Consider the following 20,269-nt stretch of genomic DNA (forward strand, 5'->3'; position numbering starts at 1 on the left):
GTTCGGCACAGGAGAGACTGTAGAAACCGGGTCTGTCGTTTTCCGAACGCGAGAATTACCAATTCGTAATTCATGAAAACCGCCAATTCCGGGACAATTCGGTGTCATCCCGCCGCCTGCCGGCGCTCCCAACCCACCGTCACACCCCATCCCTGTCATGCGCGTGCTGGTCATTGAAGACGAATCCAAGCTGGCGGACTACGTCAAGCGAGGCCTGTCCGAGGCGGGCTACACCGTGGACGTGGCACGCGATGGGATCGAGGGGCGCTATCTGGCGCTGGAAGGTGACTACCAGCTGCTGGTGCTGGACATCATGCTGCCCGGCATCGACGGTTTCGGCGTGCTCGCGGCGCTGCGCGAAAAGCGCAACACACCCGTGCTCATGCTCACCGCGCGCGACCGGGTCGAGGACCGCGTGCAGGGGCTGGAAGCCGGCGCGGACGACTACCTCGTCAAGCCCTTTGCCTTTTCCGAGCTGCTGGCCCGCGTGGCCGCACTGCTGCGCCGTGGCCCTGCCGCCGTGGCCGAGACGGCCACCACCCGAATGTCGGTGAGCGACCTCGAGATGGACCTGCTCAGCCGCAAGGCCTGGCGCGCCGGCCAGCGACTGGATCTCACGGCCAAAGAGTTCTCGCTGCTCGCGCTGCTGGCGCGCCGCAAGGGACAGATCCTCTCGCGGACCACCATCGCCGAACAGGTGTGGGACATGAACTTCGACTCCGACACGAATGTGGTCGAGGTGGCGGTGCGCCGCCTGCGCTCCAAAATGGACGACCCGTTCAAACCCAAGCTGCTGCACAACGTGCGCGGCATGGGCTATGTCCTGGAGGAGCGCTCATGAACACGCAAGCCATGCCGTCGCCGGCCTCCACGGTCGGCGCAGCGCCAGCCGCCACGTCAACGCCGTGCACGTACTCGATCGGCCGCCGCCTCTCGTTGCTGCTGGCCATGCAGACCGTGATCGGCCTGGGCGTGCTGCTGGCCGGCATCTATGCGGTGACCCATATGCTGTTCGTCTCCAAACAGGACGAGGAACTGCGCGCCTATTCCGCCGTGCTGATGGAGGTGCTGAGGGAGGCCGATGCCAAGGGTGGTGAGGCCGAGATGCGCCACAAGCTCGAATGGCTCGCCGAGCGGCGGCCAGGCACGTTCGTGCAGGTGCTGCGGCCCGACAGTTCCGAGCTGTACCGCGACGCCGCGCCCACCTTCAATCCGCAGATGGCTCCCACGCGCGAGCAGCGTTTCGAGATTCCGCGCGCGAGCGGTGGCGCACCGCTGCTGGGCCGGCTGGTGATCGACTGCACGCGCGATGCACAGCACGGCCGGCGCATGGCTCTGCTGCTGGTGAGCGCGGTGCTGGCCGGCGGCGCGCTGGTGGGATGGGGTACCTTCTGGCGGGTGCGCTGCAGTCTGCGTCCCTTGCTCGATCTGGCGGCGCAGACCAAGGCCATCGATGCGCGCCGCCTTGGTCAGCGCATCTCGCTCGCCGAGCCAGCGGAAGAGTTGCAACCCGTGATCGACCAGTTCAACGGCCTGATGCAGCGCGTCGAGCGAACCTATATTCAGCTTGAAGGCTTCAACGCCGACGTGGCACATGAACTGCGCACGCCGCTGGCCAACCTCATCGGCCAGACCGAGGTGGCACTCAGCCGCGAACGCAGTGTGCCGGAGCTGGAAGAAACCCTGCACTCCAACCTGGAAGAGCTGCAGCGCATGGCGGCCATCGTCAACGACATGCTGTTCCTTGCCCAGGCCGACCGTGGTGTGAAGGCCCGCCGGGGAACGCCCGTCGCCATGGCCGAGCTGGTGCGCCAGGTGGTCGAGTTCCACGAGGCGCCCATGGAAGAGCGCGGCCTGAAAGTGGACATCGAGGGGGACGCCCATCTGCCAATGGACGAGCCGCTGGTCAAGCGCGCCGTGTCCAACCTGCTCGGCAACGCCATCCGCTACGCAGACGCGGGCTCTCGCCTGTGTGTGCGCATCGCGACCGAGCCCGACGGCGGCATGCGCCTGTGGGTGGAGAACACAGGACCGGCCATCGAGCCCGAGCACCTGCCGCGCCTGTTCGACCGATTCTTCCGCGCCGACGCGGCGCGCTGCGAAATGGAGAAACCGCACCATGGCCTGGGCCTGTCCATCGTGGCGGCCATCGCCCGCATGCACGATGGTTTCCCGGCTGCGGAATCGGGTGGTGGTACGACGCGCGTGGGTTTCAGCCTGAACGCCCGCCCCATGGGGGCCTGAGTTTTCTCGGGCGGACCTTCCTTAGTCCGCCAGAAACAGTTCCTGCAGATCGCTGAGGAAGTCAAAGCCCCGTTCGGTGGGCCACACACGCGTGGCATCGCGTGCAATCAGGCCCTTCTGTTCGGCCTGCGCCAGCGCCGGTGCGACGCTGGAAAGCGGCAGGCCGGTTCGCTCCATGAATTGAAGCAGGGTGAAACCGGACTTGAGGCGCAGCGCGTTGAGCATGAATTCGAACGGCATCGCCTTGCGCGACACCTCTTCGGCACTCACCACGGCATTGCCCGCCAGCGCGCGTTCCATGTACAGACGCGGCTCGCGCACCCGCACCGGCCGCGCCACGCGGTGCGCAAAACTCAGCTTGCTGTGCGCACCCGCGCCGATGCCGAGGTAGTCACCAAACTGCCAGTAGTTCAGGTTGTGCCAGCACTGATGCCCTTGCCTCGCGTAGGCCGACACCTCGTAGCGCTGCAAACCGGCGGAGGCGGTCAGCCCGGTGATGCGGTCGAGCATGTCCCAGGCCTCGTCTTCTGGTGGCAACGCGGGTGGGTACTTGGCGAAGTAGGTGTTGGGCTCGAGCGTGAGGTGGTAGATGGAGATGTGCGGTGGCGAAAACGACAGCGCGGTGCGCAGATCGGCCTCGCAATCGGCCAGGGTCTGCCCCGGCAGCGCATACATGATGTCGAGGTTGAAAGTGTCGAACGCCTGCGCCGCCTCGGCCACGGCGGCCAAAGCCTGCTCGCGGTCGTGCACGCGGCCGAGCGCCTTGAGGTGCTCATCGTTGAAACTCTGCACGCCCACCGACAGGCGCGTGACGCCCGCCTCGCGGAACGCACGGAAGCGGTCCTTCTCGAAGGTGCCGGGGTTGGCCTCGAGGGTGATTTCGGCGTCGGCCTCCAGCCGCAGCATCGCGCGCACATCACCCAGCAACTGGTCGACGGCGGCGGGAGAGAACAGGCTGGGCGTGCCACCACCGATGAACACGCTGTGCACCGTGCGACCCCATATCAACGGAAGGGAAGCCGCAAGATCGGCGCGCAAGGCCTCCAGGTAGGCTGCTTCGGGAAGGGCCGATCCAGGTTCGGCTGTCGCACTCCATTCGTGCGAGTTGAAGTCGCAATACGGGCACTTCTTCAGACACCAAGGCAGGTGGATGTAGAGCGACAGCGGCGGCAGGCTCTGGAGCTGCAGCGTGCCCGGCCGCATCCAGTGGCGCACATCGTTCCACGCCGCATCCGGCCGGCCGGCGGGTGTGGGCTGGTCACCCGGCCAGGACATCGGCACGCCGGTGGACTCGTTCATGATGGAGCGGACGGTGCAGGTGCGAACCAGCGCTCCCGCATCAGCTCCAGCATCTGCTGCGCCGCGCGGCCCCGGTGGCTGTTGGCGTTTTTCACTTCGGTGGGCAGCTGGGCGAAGGTCTTGCCAAAGGCAGGCAGGTACATCACCGGATCGAACCCGAAACCGTTGTCGCCCACAGGCTGCCGGGTGATCAGGCCCGGCGCACGGCCCGTGGCCACCAGGGGCTCGGGATCGTCCGCACTGCGCAAGGCCACGAGCGTGCTGACCAGGGCAGCGCGGCGATCGGTGATGTCCACCATCTGTTCGAGCAGCGCGCGCACATTGTTGCCATCGCCCTTCTCGTAGCCAAATTGCGTGGCGTAGTAGGCGGTGTCGACGCCGGGCAGGCCACCAAAAGCCTCCACGCACAGTCCGGCGTCGTCGGCCAGTGCAGGAAGGCCACTCGCGCGCGCGGCGTGGCGCGCCTTCGCAAGCGCGTTCTCGATGAAGGTGCGGTGTGGTTCGGGCGCCTCCGGAATGTTCAGCTCGGCCTGGCGCACCAACGCCACGCCCAGCGGCGCAAACAACGCCTGCAGTTCGACGAGCTTGCCCTGGTTGTTCGACGCGAGGACCAGCTTCATCAGAGACCCAGCGCCTGGCGCTGCAGCGCCACGAGTTCACCAATGCCTTTTTCGGCCAGGGCCAGCAGGGCGTTCATCTCGCTGCGCGTGAACGCCGCGCCTTCGGCAGTGCCTTGCACTTCCACGAAATGCCCCGCGCCCGTCATGACAACGTTCATGTCCGTGTCGCAGGCCGCATCTTCCACGTACTCCAGATCCAGCAAGGGCGTGCCGCGCAGGATGCCGACCGAAATCGCGGCCACCTGATCGCGTATCGGCGAGACGGCCAGCTTGCCCTGGGCCATCAGCTTCGACACCGCGTCGTGCGCGGCCACATAGGCGCCCGTGATGCTGGCCGTGCGCGTACCGCCATCGGCCTGGATCACATCGCAATCCAGCGAGATCGTGCGTTCGCCCAAGGCCTGCAGATCGAACACCGCACGCATCGATCGGCCGATCAGGCGCTGGATTTCCTGTGTACGCCCACTCTGCTTGCCTTTTGCCGCTTCCCGATCGCTGCGGGTGTGAGTGGCGCGCGGCAGCATGCCGTATTCGGCGGTGACCCAGCCTTCGCCACTGCCGCGCTTGTGCGACGGCACTTTCTCTTCCACCGACGCTGTGCACAGCACCTTCGTGTTGCCGAACTCGACGAGCACGGAGCCTTCGGCGTGAATGGTGTAGTGGCGTGTGATGCGCACCGCGCGCAAAGCATCGGCGGCCCGCAGGCCGGGTCGGGTCATTTCACTCATGGGAAACCTCGGGAGTTCAGGAATTGCGTTCGGCCGTGCGGCGGATCGCGGCATTGATCTCGGCAATCGACCGTTCGATCGCCGCGTCGTCCATGTCTTCGATGGATGGATCGGGAATGCCCGACTGGATGGTGGAAGCGAACACACCGTCGTCGATGTCTTCGGTCGAGACGCGGGTGGACTGGAATTCGTCCGCGGTCTCCCATTCCATCGCCAGCACGGTCACGTTGTCGCAGCGCGGCCCCCCCCGCTTGAGCGCCATTTCGACCAGTTCGGGAACCGCCTGCTCCAGTGGGCGCTTGGACAGCTCGGACGTGATTTCCTCATCGCTGACGGTGCCCCACAGGCCGTCCGAGCAGAGCAGCACACGGTCGCCCTGCATCAGGTGGACCGGGCCGGAAAGATCGAACACCGGCTTGGCGGGTGAGCCCAGGCAGGTGAAGAGGATGTTGCGGTTGATGTGGTCGGTGGCGCGGCCAAGGTGCTGCTGCTGCTCCATGTAGGAGTGGTCGCGCGTGCGCGTGAGCATTTCACCGTGGCGCACAACGTACAGGCGCGAATCGCCGCAGTGCACCCAGTGGACGTGGTTGCGCTCCATCACCGCCGCCACCAGCGTGGTGCGGGGCGTGTCGAGCATGCCCTTCTCAGCGGCATAGCGGATGATCTGGTGGTGTGCTGCCATCAGCGCGCTGGAGAGAAACTCCGGCACTTCACGCACAGTGGGATTGGCCGCCTTCTGGAAGTAGGCCGAGAAGGTCTGGAGCGCAAGCTGCGCCGCCATCGCCCCCTCGGGGTGCCCACCCATCCCGTCGGCCAGCACGAACAGGCCCGATTCCCGGGTGTAGGCGTAGCCCATTCGGTCCTCGTTGCGCTCCCGGCCGCCTTGGCGACTGATCTGGTAGACCGAGAACTTCATCGAAATTTGGTCGCGGCGTTGGTGGACTTGCGCAGGGACTTCTTGTTGTCCGACACGATGTTGTCGAACTGCAGCCGCATCTTCTCGGCCACAGTGAGCTTGGTGTAGCTGCGCTCGGTTTCGCGGCTCAACTCCTTCTGCAGCGCGAACACCGACTGCGGGCGCGACAGCGGGTCGAGCGACATGCACCACTCCACCACCTCGATGAGGTTGTCGGAGTAGACGCCACGCAGGCGCGACAGCGCCAGCGAGAGGCGGTCCTTTTCCAGGCGCTGGGGTGCGTCGTTGGGCGGATACCCCTGCATGCTGGCGTAGATGCATGCACCGATGGCGTAGATGTCGGTCCAGGGGCCCATGGACGAGTCGCGGCGGTACATCTCCGGTGCGGCAAAGCCGGGGGTGTACATCGGCCGGATGAAGTTGCCTTCCTTGCTAAGCACCTCGCGCGCAGCGCCGAAGTCGATCAGCACCGAACGGTTGTCATCGGTCACAAAAATGTTGGCTGGCTTGATGTCCAGATGCAGCATCTTGTGCTGGTGGACGATCCGCAGCCCGCGCAGCACTTCGTCGTACAGGGAGCGGATGGTCGACTCGCGGAACACCTTCTGCTTCTTGAGTTCGCGTGCCGTGATGATGAATTCCTGAAGGGACGCGCCTTCCAGGAAGTTCATGACCATGTAGACCGTCTCGTTCTCGCGGAAGAAATTGAGCACGCTCACCACCGACTGGTGGGAGATCTGGGCCAGCGCACGGCCCTCTTCGAAGAAGCTCTTGAGACCCAGGCGGTAGAGCGAGAGCTTTTCCGGCTGCACTTGCGGAAGCAACTCGCCGGGTCCTCGCGAAGCCAGCGACGAGGGCAGGTACTCCTTGACGGCGACCTGCTGGCCCTCCGTGTCCACCGCCAGGTACACCACACCAAAACCGCCTGCTGCCAGCTTGCGGACAATGCGGTATCCGCCGATCACGGTGTCCGGGGGCAACGGTGCAGGTTTGACCTTTGACATAATTCGGCTGGATTCCGGAACGCCTCGTTTTGGACCAATCACCCAGATGGGCAAAGTTCAATGCCAGTTTACAGCATGACCGGCTACGCCTCAGCCCACTCCAGCGGGTCAGAGGCCCCGGCCAGCGCCGATTCCAGCCGAGAATCCCGCGCCGGTGTGGGCCTGGAAATCCGGTCCGTCAACAGCCGGTTTCTCGACCTCGCTTTCAAGCTCCCGGACGACCTCCGGTCCACCGAACCCGCCTTGCGCGATCTGCTGGGCAGCCGCCTCAAGCGCGGCAAGGTGGAAGTTCGCGCCTGGATCGAGGGTCGGACCGACACCGTTCCTCGCCCCCCCAGCCCGCTCGACCTGCAGAAACTCCTGGGCCTGCAGGACAACGTGCGGGCCTGGTTGCCCACAGCGGCACCTTTGTCCGTCGCCGAGGTGCTGCAGCTCACCGCGCGGCAACAGGGCAACCCGGGCGAACTGAGTGAAGCGCTGCTGCCCTTGGCCCAGACCGCACTTGACGCCCTCGTCAGCGCACGGGAACGCGAGGGCAAACGCCTCGCGACCATGCTGCTCGACCGGCTGGGCCTACTGCGCCAGCTCGCGAAAGACGCCCAGCCGCTCATTCCCCAGTTGGTGGAACAACAGCGCCAGCGCTTTCTCGACCGCTGGAACGAAGCCCTGGGCGCCACCGCATCGGCCCAGGGAGGGGCGGTCACCCCGGACATGGCTCAGGACCGCGCGCTCACCGAAGCCACCGCCTTCGCCATCCGCATCGATGTGGCCGAAGAGCTCACCCGCCTCGACTCCCACCTCACCGAGATCGAGCGGCTGCTGAAAAAGGGGGCGGAAGTCGGCAAACGGCTGGACTTCCTCATCCAGGAACTGCACCGCGAAGCCAATACCCTGGGCTCGAAGTCCTCCAACCTCGAGCTCACCCGCATTTCGGTGGACATGAAGGTGCTCATCGAACAGATGCGTGAACAGGTCCAGAACATCGAATAGACATGGAATACCCCGGAAATCTTTTTGTCGTCGCAGCCCCCAGCGGGGCGGGCAAATCCAGCCTGGTCAAGGCGTTGATGGAGCTCGACTCCCGTGTCGTCCCGTCGGTGTCGCACACCACGCGCGCGCCCAGAGGGCAGGAATTGCATGGCCGGGAGTACTACTTTGTCAGCAAGGAAACCTTTGACCAGATGGTGATCCAGGGTGCCTTCCTGGAGTGGGCACTTGTGCACGGCAACCGTTACGGCACCTCCAAGATGGCCATCGAGCAGCGCATCAACCAGGGGGCGGATGTGGTGCTGGAGATCGACTTCCAGGGCGCCATCCAGGTCAAGCGCATCTTTCCCAACGCCGTGCTGATCTTCATCCTGCCCCCCAGCTGGGAGGAATTGCGCTCGCGGCTGGAGCGGCGGGCCGAAGACACTGCTGAAGTGATCGAACTGCGCCTGCAGAATGCCGCCACCGAAATGGCCCATGCCAAGGAATTCGACTTCGTTATAATCAACGAGTTATTCGAGCGGGCCCTGTTTGACCTCAAGGCCATCGTCCACGCCCAGCGGCTCAAATTCTCCGCTCAGCGCATCGCCCGAGGCGATACCTTCCAGGCGCTCAACATTCTCTGAACCATCTCCCGGAGCCCGTTCATGGCACGCATTACCGTCGAAGACTGTCTGGAAAAGATTCCCAACCGCTTTCAGCTCGTGCTGGCCGCCACGTACCGGGCCCGCATGCTGAGCCAGGGCCACGCCCCCAAGATCGAGAGCAAGAACAAGCCTGGCGTAACCGCCCTGCGCGAGATTGCCGATGGCAAGGTCGGTCTTGAAATGCTCAAGAAAGTGCCACTCTGAGGTCTTCCAGTTCTCGGCAGAAAACACCGCTCCGTGCGGTGTTTTTTTTCGCCCCTGCAGTGGGGAATTCATGCCCGGCGCGCAGTCTCTGTGCATGGACTCAGCGAGGTCCATCGTCTCACGCTAAAGTACGAGCATGATTACCGAGGCCGACAACGGCACCTTCCAGCCCTCAGCCGCGCAGGCGCACCCGGCCGCAAGCGCCGCTGCGGCCAGCTTTGCCGCACTGTTGGGCAAGCTGGACTACCTTGCGCCGACGGACATCGAAAGCATCAGGCAGGCGTACCGCTTTGCCGACGAGGCCCACCTGGGGCAATTGCGCAAGAACGGCGATCCGTACATCACGCATCCCATTGCAGTGGCCGCCCAGTGCGCCGAGTGGAAGCTCGACGCGCAGGCGCTGATGGCGGCATTGATGCACGACGCCATCGAGGACTGCGGCGTCACCAAAGAGGATCTCGTGGAGCGCTTCGGTGCCCCGGTGGCCGAACTGGTCGATGGCCTCACCAAACTGGAAAAGCTGGAGTTCGACACACGCGAGCAAAACCAGGCCGAATCTTTCCGCAAAATGCTGCTGGCCATGGCGAAGGATGTGCGGGTGATCCTGATCAAGCTCGCCGATCGCACCCACAACATGCGCACCATGGGCGATATGCCCCGCTCGAAATGGCAGCGCATCAGCAGCGAGACCCTGGAAATCTATGCCCCTATCGCCCATCGGCTGGGGCTGAACTTCACCTACCGCGAACTGCAGGACCTGGCTTTTCGTTTCCTGCATCCCTGGCGCTATGAGGTGCTCGCCAAGGCCCTGAACAAGTCTCGCAACCGTCGTCGGGACCTCATCACACGCGTCCAGCGGGAGGTGGAAGCCGACTTCGTGCGGCACGGCATGAGCGTGCGCATCATGGGCCGGGAGAAAACCCTGTACTCGGTGTACCGCAAGATGGACAGCAAGCACCTGTCTTTCTCGCAGGTCACAGACATCTACGGCTTTCGCATCATCGTGCCCGAGCTGACCGACTGCTACACCGGCCTGGGCGTGCTGCACCAGCTTTACAAGCCGCTGCCCGGGAAATTCCGCGACTACGTGGCCATCCCCAAGATCAATGGCTACCAGTCCCTGCACACGACGCTGATCGGCCCCTTCGGCACCAACATCGAGTTCCAGTTGCGCACACACGCCATGGACGTGGTGGCCGAATCCGGAGTGGCGGCCCACTGGCTGTACAAGGCCAGCGAACCCAACAGCGACACCTCGCAGCGGCTGGGCACGCAGTGGCTGCAATCCCTGCTGGACATTCAGCAGGAAACGCGCGATGCGGCCGAGTTCTGGGATCACATCAAGATCGACCTCTTCCCCGACGCGGTGTACGTGTTCACACCCAAGAGCAAGATCATGGCGCTGCCGCGCGGCGCCACAGTGATGGATTTCGCCTACGCCATCCACAGCGACGTGGGCAATCACACGGTGTCCGCGCGCATCAACGGCGAACAGCGCCCCTTGCGCACAGAACTCACCAACGGCGACGTGGTGGAGATCGTGACGGCGGACAAGGCCGAACCCAATCCCGCCTGGCTGTCCTTTGTCAAGACAGGTCGCGCGCGGTCCAAAATCCGCCACCATCTCAAGACGGTCGCGCAGGAGAAGTCGCACGATCTGGGTGAACGCATGCTGGGCCAGGCCCTGCGCTCGGAAGGCATCGCCACCTTGCCACCGGAAGAAGGGCCCTATCAGGCGACCTGGGAAAAGCTCCTGCGCTTCACGGGCAACAAGTCGCGTGCGGAACTGCTGTCGGACATCGGCATGGGCAAGCGCATTGCCAACATGGTGGGCAAGAAGCTCGCTGTGCTGCTGGCGGAAACCGGTTTGAAGCCCGACGCGCTGCTGATCAGCACCGAGCGCTATGCGAGCGGTGAGGACGAGTCGGTGTCGCAAGGCGTCGTCACACTTGATGGCAGCGAAGGCGTCTCGGTGCAATACGCGCCGTGCTGTCGCCCTATCCCTGGTGACCGCATCGTGGGGTATCTGGGTCGCGGCGAAGGCCTCGTGGTGCACGCGGAAGATTGCCCCACCGGCAAGCGCCTGCGCTTGCGCGATGGCGAGCGGTTCCTGGAAGTCGAATGGGCCGACGAACCGGTGCGTTCGTTCGACACCACGGTCATCGTGACCGTCACCAACGGCAAGGGTGTGCTGGCACGGGTGGCTTCCAGCATTGCCGCGGCCGAAGCCGACATCACCCATGTGGACATGGGCGATGAGCCAGCGCAGACTGCCACGGACATCCGCTTCTCGGTCGCGGTGCGTGACCGCCAGCATCTTGCCGATGTGCTGCGCAGCCTGAAACGGACCACCTCGGTCCTCAAGGCGCAGCGCTACAAGCCCTGATTCAGGCAGGCGAATCGGGTGGCGGATACTGCACGCCCAGCACTTCGAGCTCCTGCACACCACCCGGCACGACCAGCCGCACCACGTCGCCGACGCGCGCTTTGAGCAGCGCACGCGCCACGGGAGATATCCAGCTGATCTGACCCTGGGCGCTGTCGGCTTCGTCCACACCGCGGATGGTCACCGACGTTTCCCTCCCCGCATCGTCCGCGTACGTCACCGTGGCACCAAAAAACACCTGGTCGCCTCCGAAATGCAAAGCGGGATCCACGACCTCCGCAATTTCCAACCGTCGAGTCAGGAAGCGGATACGGCGGTCGATCTCGCGCAGCCGCTTCTTGCCGTAGAGGTAGTCCCCGTTTTCCGAACGATCGCCGTTACTGGCCGCCCAATGCACGATCTCGACGATCTTGGGACGCTCCTCATCCATCAAGGTGAACAGCTCGGCGCGCAGTCGGTCATAACCGGCGCGGGTGATGTAGTTCTTTCCACCGGGCACGGGCGCCATGGCAGGCACGTCGTCGTCATCGTCGCCGTCGGTTTCGCGGGTGAAGGCTTTGCTCATGATGGGCGACATCCTCGCGCAAAAAGAAAAAGCCCGCAGCTTTTGGCTGCAGGCTTTCGTATGGTGCGGCTGGCAGGATTCGAACCCACGACCCCTTGGTTCGTAGCTACCAGATCATCTTTAAGTTGTTGATTTATATAGACTCCGTGACAGCTCAGTGTACCAAAACTACTCTGTTTAGACATGTATTTCAGAGCCCAGTCCCGCAAAAGTCCCGCAGAGAAATTGCGTGCGAAGACACATCGACCATTTTCCGCGAACGGGGCGCAGACGTTTTCTGTAGCGTGAGCAGTCGCCCGGTGAGTGTTGTGAAGCGACAAAAATGCGCTCGCTCCTTCTAAGCTGTCGGGGAAATAGGTGTTTATAACTATATCTTATCGTGGTTAATTTACAGCACGGAGCAGGAGGCTCGAAAAAGCCTGATCGACCTCTCTATTCGTTGCTAGCTCAGATCCAACATTAAAGGCGGCGGCGATGTGGACGCTTGCGGCTCCCAGGTTGCGGTAGATCCTGATCTTTCGAACGATGGGCCACCACACGTAAGGAAGATCTGGAGCGTGCTCCACATGGCGACCCAGCCGCCGATGAGCAGGCTCTCCTTCAGCAACTTGAGGAAGGTGTTGTTGGCAAAGCTGGACAGGAGATCGGCGGCAATCGGGCAAAGCGCCAGGAAGCCAATGCCGATGCCGATCAGCAGGCTGGTGCGCACTTCCAGCAGAAGCAGGCGCAACGTCCGTTTGGCCAGCACCGACTTGTATTCTTCGAAGTGGTTGCAGATCGCCTCGGCAACCAGTGGAGCAGGATCCTCCAGTGGCATCTTTTCGATGCGGACGATGATGCGAAAGTGGCGGACCTGCGGGAACTCCAAAGCCCAGCTTTCCAGGAACTTCTTCGCATCGGTGTCGAGATCGAGGTCGCGGTGATGAAACGGCGTCGGATCCATCGAGTTGAACAACTCGGGCAGTTCGACTACGCGCAGTTCGATCTGGTGGATGGGTGGATGGGTGGGTGGGTGGATGATTTTTCTTCATTCCATGCTCCACTCGCGGCAGCACCCTATCAGTTGGCAGCATCCGATTCGGTGTGCCTAATGATCGTTACCGGAACCTTGGCGGCGTGAAGCACAGCCTGCGACACCGAGCCGAACAACGTACCGCGCAGGGTGCCCAGGCCTCTGGAACCCAGAATGATGGCGTCACAAGCAAGGCGCTCGGCCAACTCGACCAGCGTTTGCGCAGGGTCGCCTGATCCGATCTCACGCTCGAAGCTCACGTCAGCCGCGTTGAAGAGCGCTTCGGCGCCCTCCAGCGCACGCGAGCCCACCGCGCCGCTGACCCGTTCCAGCACGTCGGCGTCGGGAGCGAGCATCAATTCGTACAGATAGGTCGGTTCCTGAACGGTGGCCAGGACGAAGGTCGCATTGAGGCCTTCACGCTTCAGTCGCAAGGCATGGCGCACGGCGTCCAACGCCCGTTCGGAACCATCGACGGGCACGAGGATCTTCATGACTCAACTCCTAGTTGATTTCTGCAAATGTGGCCGAACGGTTGGGTTCGCCCCCCCACCGGGATTCACCCTCAGGTCCGCTGCGCCCACCACTCGCAAGGTCTGTCCCAGCATCGAGGGCGTGATTCGCGTGATGCCTCGCTCGGTGACATGGACGCGCGCCTTCTCCTGGCCGCGCCATGTCAGCCTGGAGGCTGTCATGCAACACGCAGCGATTGTCCACCGCCTTCCGCCACAAGACCGTATTCTTGCCGATCACCACATCGGGCACGCCCGTTTTACAGCAGTTGCTGAACGCGAAGTCGACTATCAATCTCTTGCGTGGCCTTGATGTGGTTGGTTTCCAAGCCATCCTCGTTGCGCTTCATGTCTTGCAGGATGAACGCCTAACTGTTGCCGATGGCCATCACGGCCGGCGTGATCATCATGGGCTCGCTCGTGCATAAAACGAACGAACGATTCAAGTGTCCGCTCGTCACAGGCGCGCTGACCAGCGGGGGCCTTACTGTCATCGCCAACGCGCCCAACCCGGGGGAGCAATCCCGCGCGGGAACTCCGACCAGGGCGTCATCAGCCCGTATGGGATGTTCTCCACCGCGCTATCACCCACCATGGCCGCGATTGAACGGCCACGGCCTAAACGGTGCAGCCGGACGCTACGCGGTCGCAGGCGATGGTCGGATGGGCGTCGTGCCCACGAACACGGCAAACGGTCAATGATGGCCACCCGCAGCATTGAACCAAGATCTTCAACATGGCAGGCCCCCGTTCCGCTGGCGTAAAGGCGACGGGCCCCGAAACCGGCTGTTCGTGCAGGTCAGGCCGGCGCACCGTTCGATCGTTGACGGCTGCCCGTGATCAAGGCCGCAAAGCGGCAGTCGGAGAGCTACCCACAGGACCACAGGCCCACAGGCCCACAGGCCCATAGGCCCATAGGCCCATAGGCCCACAGGTGCAGGTTGGGCATTTAGGCAGATTTATGGGACCTTTCGCTATGCAACTTCCTGATTTTTCGAAGGTCCGCGACGCCCTATCGTTGGGCCAACTTTCAATCGATGGAGATCAGTCATGCATGTGCTCTTTCAGTCCCGCGATCCGGAAGATGCGCAGTTGCGCGACCTCGCGGTGCGTCGCGTGCGCTTCGTGATGCGCCGTCTCGCCTGGCTCGTACCGCACGCCATGGTGCAACAGTCGGACGTCAACGGTCCGCAGTGGCGTGGACAAACGTTGCCAATTGGAACTGAAAACCGACAGCTCCGGCACCGTGGTGATCACATCGATGGCGCGCGATTGGCGTTCTGCTCTCGAAGGCGCGCTCGCGCGCGCCGCCCGGGCGTTGGTGCGCATTTGGCGGCGCACGCGTGGCCACGAGCGTTCCGGCCAGCGCGCGATCGGTTTGGATCGCTGAACAAGGTGAAAAAAAGCCTAAAAAAGATGACGCAAGCGGACAGAGGCTTGCAAGTGCCTGTCAGTGCCTCGTTACGACTGGTGTGAAAACGCCATCTTCGGCCAATCCGGTCAACTTGTTTGCAAAGAGTACAGATCATGCGTTCCTATCCGAACAAAAACCCGCAGTCAGCTGCCCGCATCATCACGTTGGCCTTGCTGGCCGACGGCAGCCTGAGCAAGACGGAGTTCGACGTCCTCGACAGGCTCGGCACCCATGAACAACTCGGGGTTCAGTCCGAAGAGTTGCAGATAGCCATGCATACCGCCTGCGAGGATCTTCTCTCGGCGGCGCATTTGAGGCGCGCGGACTCGTGCGAAGTGGATCCTCGAATGCTCTGCGAGCTGATTGCCGAAATCGATGATCCGGAATTGCGCCACAAGATGCTGCGCCTGTGCGTCGCGGCGGTCAAGGCGGTTGATCAATGGGTCCTATATCGCGAGATGCTGCGGACGCAGCCCTCCTTATGGGGCGTCGAACGTGTCTGATTTCGCATTCCTGGTCGCGCTACTCGGGGGCGTCGTCTTGCTGGGTGCCTGGCGCGAATATGCCAATGACAACCAGCGTGACGCCAAATTGCTGGCGGCATTCGGTGCGGCTGGCACGCTGGCGGGTGCGGCAATGTGGCTGGCTTGATTGTCACGACCTCGAACGTCACCCAGCCAAACGACTAGGACCGGCGCAGCAAAGTCACCCCGGGAGTCTGCAGACCATTAACGGGACGGCCGGCATCGCTCAGGAGAGCGAAGGCCTGACTCGCGTCATGCGGCATGTCAATGCGATGCCAGTCGGCGCGTGCGCCTCGCGTTGGCGGGCGGCGCAAACAACTCGTTTCGCGCTGCCTGAGTGATCGCGACGACACAAGGATGCGTGACGCGCCGCTCGACAGAGATAGCGAAGAACTCGGCCAAGACTTCGGCTGCAGCGCCCACGTCCTTGACACCGAACTGCCTCTCGATTTCCTTCGCCAGCACCGTGGGAGCAACGAAAACTCCCGCGCCGCGTCGACCGAACTCTTTGGCCAGCGCGCTGTCGTCGAACTCGCCGACGACCAGCGGCTGCAACGAGCGCTCCTGAAACCACGCACGCAGTCGCCGCCCAACCGCCGAGTCGTCGCCCGGCATGAGCATTCGGGCACCGTCGAGACAGCGCGGGAAAGGTCCTTCGAATGTCTCGACCAACGCAGGCGCCGCGAAAAAGCTGACCCCCGACACGCCGAGCTGATGATTGAAGGCCTTGACGCTGATCGATGTAGGCATCGGAGTGTCGGAAACCACGAGATCGAGCCGGTGCATGGCCAGCGCGGCCAGCAGACCTTCGAGTTTGCCTTCACGGCACACGATGCGCACCCGCTCCGGCAACTTGGTCGCCGGCTCCAGCAGCCGGTACGCAATGGCTTTGGGCACCGCGTCGACCACCCCGACCTTGAACTCCAGCAGACGCCCCTTTGCCTTGTGCTCGCGCACCGCCTCGCTGAGTTCGGCCCCCATCGAGAAAATCTCTTCGGCATAGCCCAGCACAAGGCGGCCCGCATCGGTGAGCACTAAACTGCGCCCGCTCTTTGCAAACAGCGCGCTGCCCATGGCCTCTTCGAGCAGCTGGATCTGCCCGCTGATGGTCTGCGGCGTCAGGTGCAGTTGCTCGCTTGCGCGCGTCACACTGCCTGACTTTGCCACCTGCATGAAGTAGTGGAGGTGTTTGTAGTTCACGGTCCTACCATCCTCTTTTTTCGAACCTTTAGTCTACATCTTTCGAGTTTACACATGTGACCGCAGCCACTAGATTAACCAGGTCGCTGCGGCAATCAACCATAAAGGTGCGCATGAGAGTCAGTGTTCAAAGTATGGGGGTTCCGGCCACGCCCGCGTTGATCGATCACGCCGATCGCCGCCTGCGGTTCGCGTTGACCCGCCACAGTGACCGGGTGAAGCGCGTTGCCGTGCGATTTGGTGACGAGAACGGCCCGCGCGGTGGCGTCGATAAGTTTTGCCAGATCCAGGTTTACCTGGTCGATGCACATGTCGCCTACGTCAGGGACATCGGTACCGATCTGTACGACGTGATTGAACGGGCGACAGATCGAGCGGGCCGTGCGGTGGTCAAGCATCTGGATCAGTCGCGAATGGGCCGGCGCACTGCGCCCAACAAAGTGACACAGCTGCAGCATTCGTCCGACGGTGCAACCTACCCGACTCAATTCAAAGGAGAAAATACGTGAGATCGAAACAGACATTCCCGCAGGCCGTCGCTCAGTCTGCAGCGAGCAGAGCGGTATACATCGAGGGCGCACAACTCAACACCGTCTGGCCACTGTTCGTGACGCTGTCCTTCATCGCTGCGGGCACCGCGGCAAGCCTCGCGTCACAGCTGTCGCATCCCGGGATCTTCATCACGCTGCTCGGCCTTTTCGGTCTGTGGTACGCCTCATCGAGGGTGACCCGATCAACGTGGAGACGAGCCGCGGCGACAGCCGACTCGGCACGCGGTATGTATTGCATATCAACAAACAGGGCTGACGAATGAACGAAGTCATGACGGGCTTGATGGGCGGCTTCGGCTTGCTCATCGCAGTGGCGGCGGGGCTGGCTCTGCTGCTGTATCTGGTGCCGATACCGCTGTGGATTGCCGCATGGGCTTCAGGCGCCTACGTGGGAATGTTTACGCTCATCGCAATGCGCCTGCGCCGCGTTCCACCCGGCACTGTCGTCACGGCGCGGATCAGCGCGGTGAAGGCCGGCCTGGACATCTCCATCAACGACCTGGAAGCCCACTTTCTCGCGGGCGGCAACGTCGTCAGGGTGGTCAACGCCATGATCTCGGCCGACAAGGCCGCCATTCCCTTGCCCTTCAAGCGCGCCGCGGCCATCGATCTGGCTGGGCGCAACGTGCTCGAAGCGGTGCAAATGTCGGTTCTGCCCAAGGTGATCCAGACGCCCAAGATCGCGGCTGTGGCCAAAGACGGCATCCAGCTGATCGCGGTGTGCCTGGTCACGGTGCGCACAAACATCGACCGCCTGGTGGGCGGCGCCGGCGAAGAGACAATCATCGCGCGGGTTGGTGAAGGCATGGTCAGCACCATCGGATCGTCTGCCAGCCACAAGAGCGTGCTCGAGAGTCCAGATCACATCTCCAAGCATGTCCTGAGCAAGGGCTTGGACGCGGGCACGGCCTACGAAATCCTGTCGATCGACGTCGCCGACGTGACCGTGGGCGAGAACATCGGCGCCAAGCTGCAGATCGACCAGGCCAACGCCGACAAGCAGATCGCGCAGGCCAAGGCCGAAGAGCGCCGGGCCATGGCCGTCGCGCTGGAGCAGGAGATGCGCGCGCGCGTGGTGGAGGCCGAAGCCGAGGTGCCGCGTGCGATGGCCGAAGCCTTTCGCCAGGGCAATCTGGGCATCATGGACTACTACCGCATGAAGAACCTGCAGGCCGATACGGTGATGCGCCACGAGATCGCCGGCAACGGCGGCGATCCGGCGGCCAGCGCCAGAAAGTGACGAGCGCGACAGCGATGGACATACCTGCGGAACTAATCTATGGGTTGGTCTTTGCTGCCATCCTGCTTTTTCAGTACGTGATGAAGCGCTTTGGTCTGTTGCCGACGCCCGATGCAGAACCCCGGCAAGCACCACTCCCGCCGGAACCGCCGGAAACCGCCGAGCAAGAAGCGCCGCTGGCGGACAGCCCAAGGAGCGCGCAGTTCACCCCTGCAGCTTTGCCGGCCCTGCCCGGGCGCGCCGCGTGGCTCGGGGCACCCGCCGCCACGGAGACGCCGTCGACCGCAGGCCGCGCCACCTTGCTGCTCGGTAACCGGCAAGACTTGCAGCGCGCGGTCTTCAGCATGACGGTGCTGGGGCCGTGCCGAGCTCTCGAGCGGCCCGACGATCGGTAGTCTCGCTCAAGACCGGATTGCTCCGTGGCCGGGGACTGCCTTCTTAGCCCATTGGCCCCGCCAGCTGTGAAGAGTCAAGAGGTCTTCTTGAGCGAGAGAGCCGGGACATGGGAGCGACGCCACCGATACCTTGATGAGCTGATGCCAGTTGTAAAGGCGATTCCAGTCGTCGAGCGCAGCTGTTCTCTCGCTGGAGTTCTGGTACGTGAAGCAATAGGTCCACTCGCGCAGGGCCGACTGGATGAAATACTCGACCATGCCGATGGTCTGCGGTCGGTAGGGTTGAGTGAACCGGTGGCGAATGCCCCGCTCTTTGAAGCCCAACGCAAAGTCTCGTAAACAGAAAGCTACTCCGTTGTGGTGAGCAGGCGCTGCCTGCGCACCCCCAGATTGGCGCAGTAGGCGTGCCCGTTGCTCAGGACCTGCACCGCGTTGGGCGTCTTCTCGCCTGGGATGAGCCACTTGCGGCGCAGCTCCACCAGGGTCAGGCCCTTGGCGGGTTCGATGGCGCGGGGTAAGTGAGGCCGGCACGGGGACGCGTCAACCAGGCCTTCTTGGCCCAGGGCCAGGCAGCAGCCCAGACGCTTATGCGCCGTGGGCACACTCATGGTGATGTCTCGAACCATTTAGATTCAACGCGCCAGCGTAAGTCGGGCATTCTTATAGATGTTCATTTGGTTGAGTTCATTGAAGGTTCAGGGGTTTAGTGATTCCCACTCACTCAAACTCAACTCAGGTGAAGAGAAATAATCTGTTCGACCTTCACAGCCACCCTACCCGCCGGCTGTGCTGGCACCGCCCATCCACCACAAGGAGTTCGACATGACTGTTCAGCGCATTCTCGACAGGCAGCCGAAGCGCACCGCTTCGACCATCACACCTGACACCACGATCGCTGCGGCATTGCAGTCCCCCGGGCTCGAAGACGGGGGCGCCCTGGTGGTGAGCAGCGACGGCAGAACCATAGAAGGCATTATTACCGTGCGCGACATCGTACGGGGATTGAAAAGCATCGGCCCCGATCTGCTGAGTAAGTCCGCACGGGATCTGATGACCGCAAAGGTTTTGACCTGCGCTCCACAAGATCGAGCGGTGGGCATCATGGCGCTCATGATGTCCAGGCATGTGCACCACGTACCGGTGCTGACCAACGGTACGCTGGTCGGGATGGTGACCGTCCATGACCTGCTTCAGCTGCGTCTGGAGGAGGTTTTGTCAGAAGCAGAGGCCATGCAGAAATACATCGGCGGCAGCGGGTGACCGACTGTCCCCTGTCGTTGCGCCGGTCGATCTTGCCCCAATGCACGTCAGGATCGGCCAGCTGGCGCTGGAGATTGATGTTTTAGAAAGCGCTCTCACCAAGGTGGAATTGTTAAGCGCAAAGCGATGATCGACCGTGATCGTGAGCAGGTTCGTCAAATGCACTCCTTCATATGCCATTCTTCCATCGAGAACCGCATCGCCCAGCTCTCGCTTCGTTGACGCCGTCGCCGGTCATCGCGACGATCTGCCCCTCGGCTTGCAGCGCGCGCACCAAGCGCAGCATGTGCTCTGGATTGGCGCGTGCGAAGGCCGTCACACGTACGGCCAGTTCGCGCAGACTGGCGTCGTCGCAGGCCTCGACCTCCGCTCCGGTGACGGCTGCCGCGCCGGCATCGGCGAGGCCGAGCTGGCGACAAACGTCGACAACCGGTGTGCCCGACTCAGCCAGTCGCAGCGCATACGCGATCTGCTCCTATATGGACGCCTCCCAAGTTGCAAGCGCTTTGTGTGTTGGCCGTATTGGCGGGCTGCATTCTTATATCCGGCCTGTTGACGCAG

The 20,269-nt window shown here is 62.9% G+C and carries 26 protein-coding genes and 1 pseudogene; 14 read left to right on the top strand and 13 right to left on the bottom strand.

Annotated elements, in window-relative coordinates; translation table 11 throughout:
• Nucleotides 1–157: 157 nt before the first annotated feature.
• The gene (locus tag J2X09_RS13180; RefSeq protein ID WP_204733648.1) at nucleotides 158–841 is read left to right on the top strand and encodes a heavy metal response regulator transcription factor; all 684 of its coding nucleotides are present in this window, start codon (nucleotides 158–160) and stop codon (nucleotides 839–841) included.
• A complete protein-coding gene (locus J2X09_RS13185) occupies nucleotides 838–2,244 on the top strand; it encodes a heavy metal sensor histidine kinase (protein ID WP_204733647.1) in 1,407 nt (468 codons plus the stop codon). The genes J2X09_RS13180 and J2X09_RS13185 overlap by 4 nt, the downstream gene beginning before the upstream one ends.
• A gap of 21 nt (nucleotides 2,245–2,265) precedes the next feature.
• Here J2X09_RS13185 and hemW read toward each other — a convergent pair whose 3' ends face one another.
• Genes hemW through J2X09_RS13210 form a run of 5 tightly spaced genes read right to left on the bottom strand, consistent with a single transcriptional unit; the run spans nucleotide 2,266 to nucleotide 6,811 of the window.
• Complete coding sequence (hemW, locus tag J2X09_RS13190) at nucleotides 2,266–3,543, bottom strand: radical SAM family heme chaperone HemW (RefSeq protein WP_204733646.1); 1,278 nt, start codon at nucleotides 3,541–3,543, stop codon at nucleotides 2,266–2,268.
• Nucleotides 3,540–4,163: an RdgB/HAM1 family non-canonical purine NTP pyrophosphatase gene (gene rdgB / locus J2X09_RS13195; protein ID WP_204733644.1), complete on the bottom strand. Its 624-nt coding sequence runs from the start codon at nucleotides 4,161–4,163 to the stop codon at nucleotides 3,540–3,542. The genes hemW and rdgB overlap by 4 nt, the downstream gene beginning before the upstream one ends.
• On the bottom strand, nucleotides 4,163–4,891 hold the full coding sequence (rph, locus tag J2X09_RS13200) for a ribonuclease PH (protein WP_204733642.1): 729 nt from the start codon (nucleotides 4,889–4,891) through the stop codon (nucleotides 4,163–4,165). Before rph ends, rdgB begins: the two co-directional genes overlap by 1 nt.
• Before the next feature lie 16 nt (nucleotides 4,892–4,907).
• Nucleotides 4,908–5,807 carry a PP2C family protein-serine/threonine phosphatase gene (locus J2X09_RS13205; RefSeq protein WP_204733641.1) on the bottom strand — a complete coding sequence of 300 codons (900 nt, stop codon included), beginning with the start codon at nucleotides 5,805–5,807 and terminating at the stop codon, nucleotides 4,908–4,910.
• Nucleotides 5,804–6,811, bottom strand: a complete 1,008-nt coding sequence (locus J2X09_RS13210; protein ID WP_066268004.1) for a serine/threonine protein kinase — start codon at nucleotides 6,809–6,811, stop codon at nucleotides 5,804–5,806. Before J2X09_RS13210 ends, J2X09_RS13205 begins: the two co-directional genes overlap by 4 nt.
• A 60-nt stretch (nucleotides 6,812–6,871) precedes the next feature.
• Between J2X09_RS13210 and J2X09_RS13215 the strand changes: the two genes are divergently transcribed.
• The 4 genes from J2X09_RS13215 to J2X09_RS13230 all read left to right on the top strand — a co-directional run bounded on the left by J2X09_RS13215 (nucleotide 6,872) and on the right by J2X09_RS13230 (nucleotide 11,035).
• The gene (locus J2X09_RS13215; protein WP_204733640.1) at nucleotides 6,872–7,801 is read left to right on the top strand and encodes a YicC/YloC family endoribonuclease; all 930 of its coding nucleotides are present in this window, start codon (nucleotides 6,872–6,874) and stop codon (nucleotides 7,799–7,801) included.
• 2 nt (nucleotides 7,802–7,803) lie between these two features.
• Nucleotides 7,804–8,424: a guanylate kinase gene (gmk, locus tag J2X09_RS13220; RefSeq protein ID WP_204733639.1), complete on the top strand. Its 621-nt coding sequence runs from the start codon at nucleotides 7,804–7,806 to the stop codon at nucleotides 8,422–8,424.
• Nucleotides 8,425–8,445: 21 nt separating this feature from the next.
• Nucleotides 8,446–8,649, top strand: a complete 204-nt coding sequence (gene rpoZ, locus J2X09_RS13225) for a DNA-directed RNA polymerase subunit omega (protein ID WP_066268010.1) — start codon at nucleotides 8,446–8,448, stop codon at nucleotides 8,647–8,649.
• Nucleotides 8,650–8,785: 136 nt separating this feature from the next.
• Nucleotides 8,786–11,035 (top strand): RelA/SpoT family protein, encoded by a 2,250-nt coding sequence (locus J2X09_RS13230; protein WP_204733638.1) that lies wholly within the window; start codon nucleotides 8,786–8,788, stop codon nucleotides 11,033–11,035.
• A gap of 1 nt (nucleotide 11,036) precedes the next feature.
• Here J2X09_RS13230 and greB read toward each other — a convergent pair whose 3' ends face one another.
• From greB to J2X09_RS13245, 3 genes are all read right to left on the bottom strand, one after another.
• The gene (gene greB, locus J2X09_RS13235; RefSeq protein WP_204733637.1) at nucleotides 11,037–11,600 is read right to left on the bottom strand and encodes a transcription elongation factor GreB; all 564 of its coding nucleotides are present in this window, start codon (nucleotides 11,598–11,600) and stop codon (nucleotides 11,037–11,039) included.
• Nucleotides 11,601–12,042: 442 nt separating this feature from the next.
• Nucleotides 12,043–12,543: a hypothetical protein gene (locus tag J2X09_RS13240; RefSeq protein ID WP_204733636.1), complete on the bottom strand. Its 501-nt coding sequence runs from the start codon at nucleotides 12,541–12,543 to the stop codon at nucleotides 12,043–12,045.
• A gap of 116 nt (nucleotides 12,544–12,659) precedes the next feature.
• Nucleotides 12,660–13,106: a universal stress protein gene (locus tag J2X09_RS13245; protein WP_204733635.1), complete on the bottom strand. Its 447-nt coding sequence runs from the start codon at nucleotides 13,104–13,106 to the stop codon at nucleotides 12,660–12,662.
• 215 nt (nucleotides 13,107–13,321) lie between these two features.
• On the opposite strand from J2X09_RS13245, the gene J2X09_RS13250 reads away from it, so the two are divergent.
• The gene (locus tag J2X09_RS13250; RefSeq protein WP_204733932.1) at nucleotides 13,322–13,552 is read left to right on the top strand and encodes a hypothetical protein; all 231 of its coding nucleotides are present in this window, start codon (nucleotides 13,322–13,324) and stop codon (nucleotides 13,550–13,552) included.
• On the top strand, nucleotides 13,533–13,826 hold the full coding sequence (locus J2X09_RS13255; RefSeq protein ID WP_310308495.1) for a putative Na+/H+ antiporter: 294 nt from the start codon (nucleotides 13,533–13,535) through the stop codon (nucleotides 13,824–13,826). The genes J2X09_RS13250 and J2X09_RS13255 overlap by 20 nt, the downstream gene beginning before the upstream one ends.
• A 342-nt stretch (nucleotides 13,827–14,168) precedes the next feature.
• On the opposite strand, the gene J2X09_RS13260 is transcribed toward J2X09_RS13255, so the two are convergent.
• The gene (locus J2X09_RS13260; RefSeq protein ID WP_204733633.1) at nucleotides 14,169–14,453 is read right to left on the bottom strand and encodes a hypothetical protein; all 285 of its coding nucleotides are present in this window, start codon (nucleotides 14,451–14,453) and stop codon (nucleotides 14,169–14,171) included.
• A 198-nt stretch (nucleotides 14,454–14,651) separates the two neighbouring features.
• Here J2X09_RS13260 and J2X09_RS13265 point away from each other — a divergent pair, with 198 nt between their 5' ends.
• On the top strand, nucleotides 14,652–15,041 hold the full coding sequence (locus tag J2X09_RS13265) for a TerB family tellurite resistance protein (protein ID WP_204733632.1): 390 nt from the start codon (nucleotides 14,652–14,654) through the stop codon (nucleotides 15,039–15,041).
• Entirely contained in the window at nucleotides 15,034–15,189 is a 156-nt protein-coding gene (locus J2X09_RS13270; RefSeq protein WP_171019937.1) for a hypothetical protein, read from the top strand. Before J2X09_RS13265 ends, J2X09_RS13270 begins: the two co-directional genes overlap by 8 nt.
• 137 nt (nucleotides 15,190–15,326) lie before the next feature.
• Here the strand turns inward: J2X09_RS13270 and nhaR are convergent, their stop codons facing one another.
• The gene (gene nhaR, locus J2X09_RS13275) at nucleotides 15,327–16,262 is read right to left on the bottom strand and encodes a transcriptional activator NhaR (protein WP_204733631.1); all 936 of its coding nucleotides are present in this window, start codon (nucleotides 16,260–16,262) and stop codon (nucleotides 15,327–15,329) included.
• A 113-nt stretch (nucleotides 16,263–16,375) separates the two neighbouring features.
• Here nhaR and J2X09_RS13280 point away from each other — a divergent pair, with 113 nt between their 5' ends.
• From J2X09_RS13280 to J2X09_RS13290, 3 genes are all read left to right on the top strand, one after another.
• A complete protein-coding gene (locus J2X09_RS13280) occupies nucleotides 16,376–16,771 on the top strand; it encodes an HPF/RaiA family ribosome-associated protein (RefSeq protein WP_204733630.1) in 396 nt (131 codons plus the stop codon).
• Nucleotides 16,772–17,072: 301 nt separating this feature from the next.
• Nucleotides 17,073–18,053 carry a flotillin-like protein FloA gene (gene floA, locus J2X09_RS13285; protein WP_289509295.1) on the top strand — a complete coding sequence of 327 codons (981 nt, stop codon included), beginning with the start codon at nucleotides 17,073–17,075 and terminating at the stop codon, nucleotides 18,051–18,053.
• A gap of 44 nt (nucleotides 18,054–18,097) precedes the next feature.
• Complete coding sequence (locus tag J2X09_RS13290; RefSeq protein WP_310308484.1) at nucleotides 18,098–18,448, top strand: hypothetical protein; 351 nt, start codon at nucleotides 18,098–18,100, stop codon at nucleotides 18,446–18,448.
• 6 nt (nucleotides 18,449–18,454) lie between these two features.
• Here the strand turns inward: J2X09_RS13290 and J2X09_RS27090 are convergent, their stop codons facing one another.
• Both J2X09_RS27090 and J2X09_RS27095 read right to left on the bottom strand, forming a co-directional pair.
• Nucleotides 18,455–18,706 (bottom strand): hypothetical protein, encoded by a 252-nt coding sequence (locus J2X09_RS27090; RefSeq protein ID WP_374726502.1) that lies wholly within the window; start codon nucleotides 18,704–18,706, stop codon nucleotides 18,455–18,457.
• Nucleotides 18,707–18,795: 89 nt separating this feature from the next.
• Nucleotides 18,796–19,074 carry a hypothetical protein gene (locus tag J2X09_RS27095; protein WP_374726503.1) on the bottom strand — a complete coding sequence of 93 codons (279 nt, stop codon included), beginning with the start codon at nucleotides 19,072–19,074 and terminating at the stop codon, nucleotides 18,796–18,798.
• A 196-nt stretch (nucleotides 19,075–19,270) separates the two neighbouring features.
• Between J2X09_RS27095 and J2X09_RS13300 the strand changes: the two genes are divergently transcribed.
• Nucleotides 19,271–19,708 (top strand): CBS domain-containing protein, encoded by a 438-nt coding sequence (locus J2X09_RS13300; protein WP_204733628.1) that lies wholly within the window; start codon nucleotides 19,271–19,273, stop codon nucleotides 19,706–19,708.
• Nucleotides 19,709–19,913: 205 nt separating this feature from the next.
• On the opposite strand, the pseudogene J2X09_RS13305 reads toward J2X09_RS13300, so the two are convergent.
• A pseudogene (locus tag J2X09_RS13305) lies at nucleotides 19,914–20,123 on the bottom strand (hypothetical protein); the annotation flags it as partial.
• Nucleotides 20,124–20,269: the final 146 nt, after the last annotated feature.

Source organism: Hydrogenophaga laconesensis, from assembly GCF_031457235.1.
Lineage (GTDB): Bacteria > Pseudomonadota > Gammaproteobacteria > Burkholderiales > Burkholderiaceae_C > Hydrogenophaga > Hydrogenophaga laconesensis.

Bases quoted from the DNA above. Each gene is read 5' to 3' on its own strand.
- J2X09_RS13180 (WP_204733648.1), top strand. From the start codon at position 158: ATGCGCGTGCTGGTCATTGAAGACGAATCCAAGCTGGCGGACTACGTC.
- J2X09_RS13185 (WP_204733647.1), top strand. From the start codon at position 838: ATGAACACGCAAGCCATGCCGTCGCCGGCCTCCACGGTCGGCGCAGCG.
- hemW (WP_204733646.1), bottom strand. From the start codon at position 3,543: ATGAACGAGTCCACCGGCGTGCCGATGTCCTGGCCGGGTGACCAGCCC.
- rdgB (WP_204733644.1), bottom strand. From the start codon at position 4,163: ATGAAGCTGGTCCTCGCGTCGAACAACCAGGGCAAGCTCGTCGAACTG.
- rph (WP_204733642.1), bottom strand. From the start codon at position 4,891: ATGAGTGAAATGACCCGACCCGGCCTGCGGGCCGCCGATGCTTTGCGC.
- J2X09_RS13205 (WP_204733641.1), bottom strand. From the start codon at position 5,807: ATGAAGTTCTCGGTCTACCAGATCAGTCGCCAAGGCGGCCGGGAGCGC.
- J2X09_RS13210 (WP_066268004.1), bottom strand. From the start codon at position 6,811: ATGTCAAAGGTCAAACCTGCACCGTTGCCCCCGGACACCGTGATCGGC.
- J2X09_RS13215 (WP_204733640.1), top strand. From the start codon at position 6,872: ATGCCAGTTTACAGCATGACCGGCTACGCCTCAGCCCACTCCAGCGGG.
- gmk (WP_204733639.1), top strand. From the start codon at position 7,804: ATGGAATACCCCGGAAATCTTTTTGTCGTCGCAGCCCCCAGCGGGGCG.
- rpoZ (WP_066268010.1), top strand. From the start codon at position 8,446: ATGGCACGCATTACCGTCGAAGACTGTCTGGAAAAGATTCCCAACCGC.
- J2X09_RS13230 (WP_204733638.1), top strand. From the start codon at position 8,786: ATGATTACCGAGGCCGACAACGGCACCTTCCAGCCCTCAGCCGCGCAG.
- greB (WP_204733637.1), bottom strand. From the start codon at position 11,600: ATGAGCAAAGCCTTCACCCGCGAAACCGACGGCGACGATGACGACGAC.
- J2X09_RS13240 (WP_204733636.1), bottom strand. From the start codon at position 12,543: ATGGATCCGACGCCGTTTCATCACCGCGACCTCGATCTCGACACCGAT.
- J2X09_RS13245 (WP_204733635.1), bottom strand. From the start codon at position 13,106: ATGAAGATCCTCGTGCCCGTCGATGGTTCCGAACGGGCGTTGGACGCC.
- J2X09_RS13255 (WP_310308495.1), top strand. From the start codon at position 13,533: ATGGGCTCGCTCGTGCATAAAACGAACGAACGATTCAAGTGTCCGCTC.
- J2X09_RS13260 (WP_204733633.1), bottom strand. From the start codon at position 14,453: ATGCGCACCAACGCCCGGGCGGCGCGCGCGAGCGCGCCTTCGAGAGCA.
- J2X09_RS13265 (WP_204733632.1), top strand. From the start codon at position 14,652: ATGCGTTCCTATCCGAACAAAAACCCGCAGTCAGCTGCCCGCATCATC.
- J2X09_RS13280 (WP_204733630.1), top strand. From the start codon at position 16,376: ATGAGAGTCAGTGTTCAAAGTATGGGGGTTCCGGCCACGCCCGCGTTG.
- floA (WP_289509295.1), top strand. From the start codon at position 17,073: ATGAACGAAGTCATGACGGGCTTGATGGGCGGCTTCGGCTTGCTCATC.
- J2X09_RS27090 (WP_374726502.1), bottom strand. From the start codon at position 18,706: ATGGTCGAGTATTTCATCCAGTCGGCCCTGCGCGAGTGGACCTATTGC.
- J2X09_RS27095 (WP_374726503.1), bottom strand. From the start codon at position 19,074: ATGGTTCGAGACATCACCATGAGTGTGCCCACGGCGCATAAGCGTCTG.
- J2X09_RS13300 (WP_204733628.1), top strand. From the start codon at position 19,271: ATGACTGTTCAGCGCATTCTCGACAGGCAGCCGAAGCGCACCGCTTCG.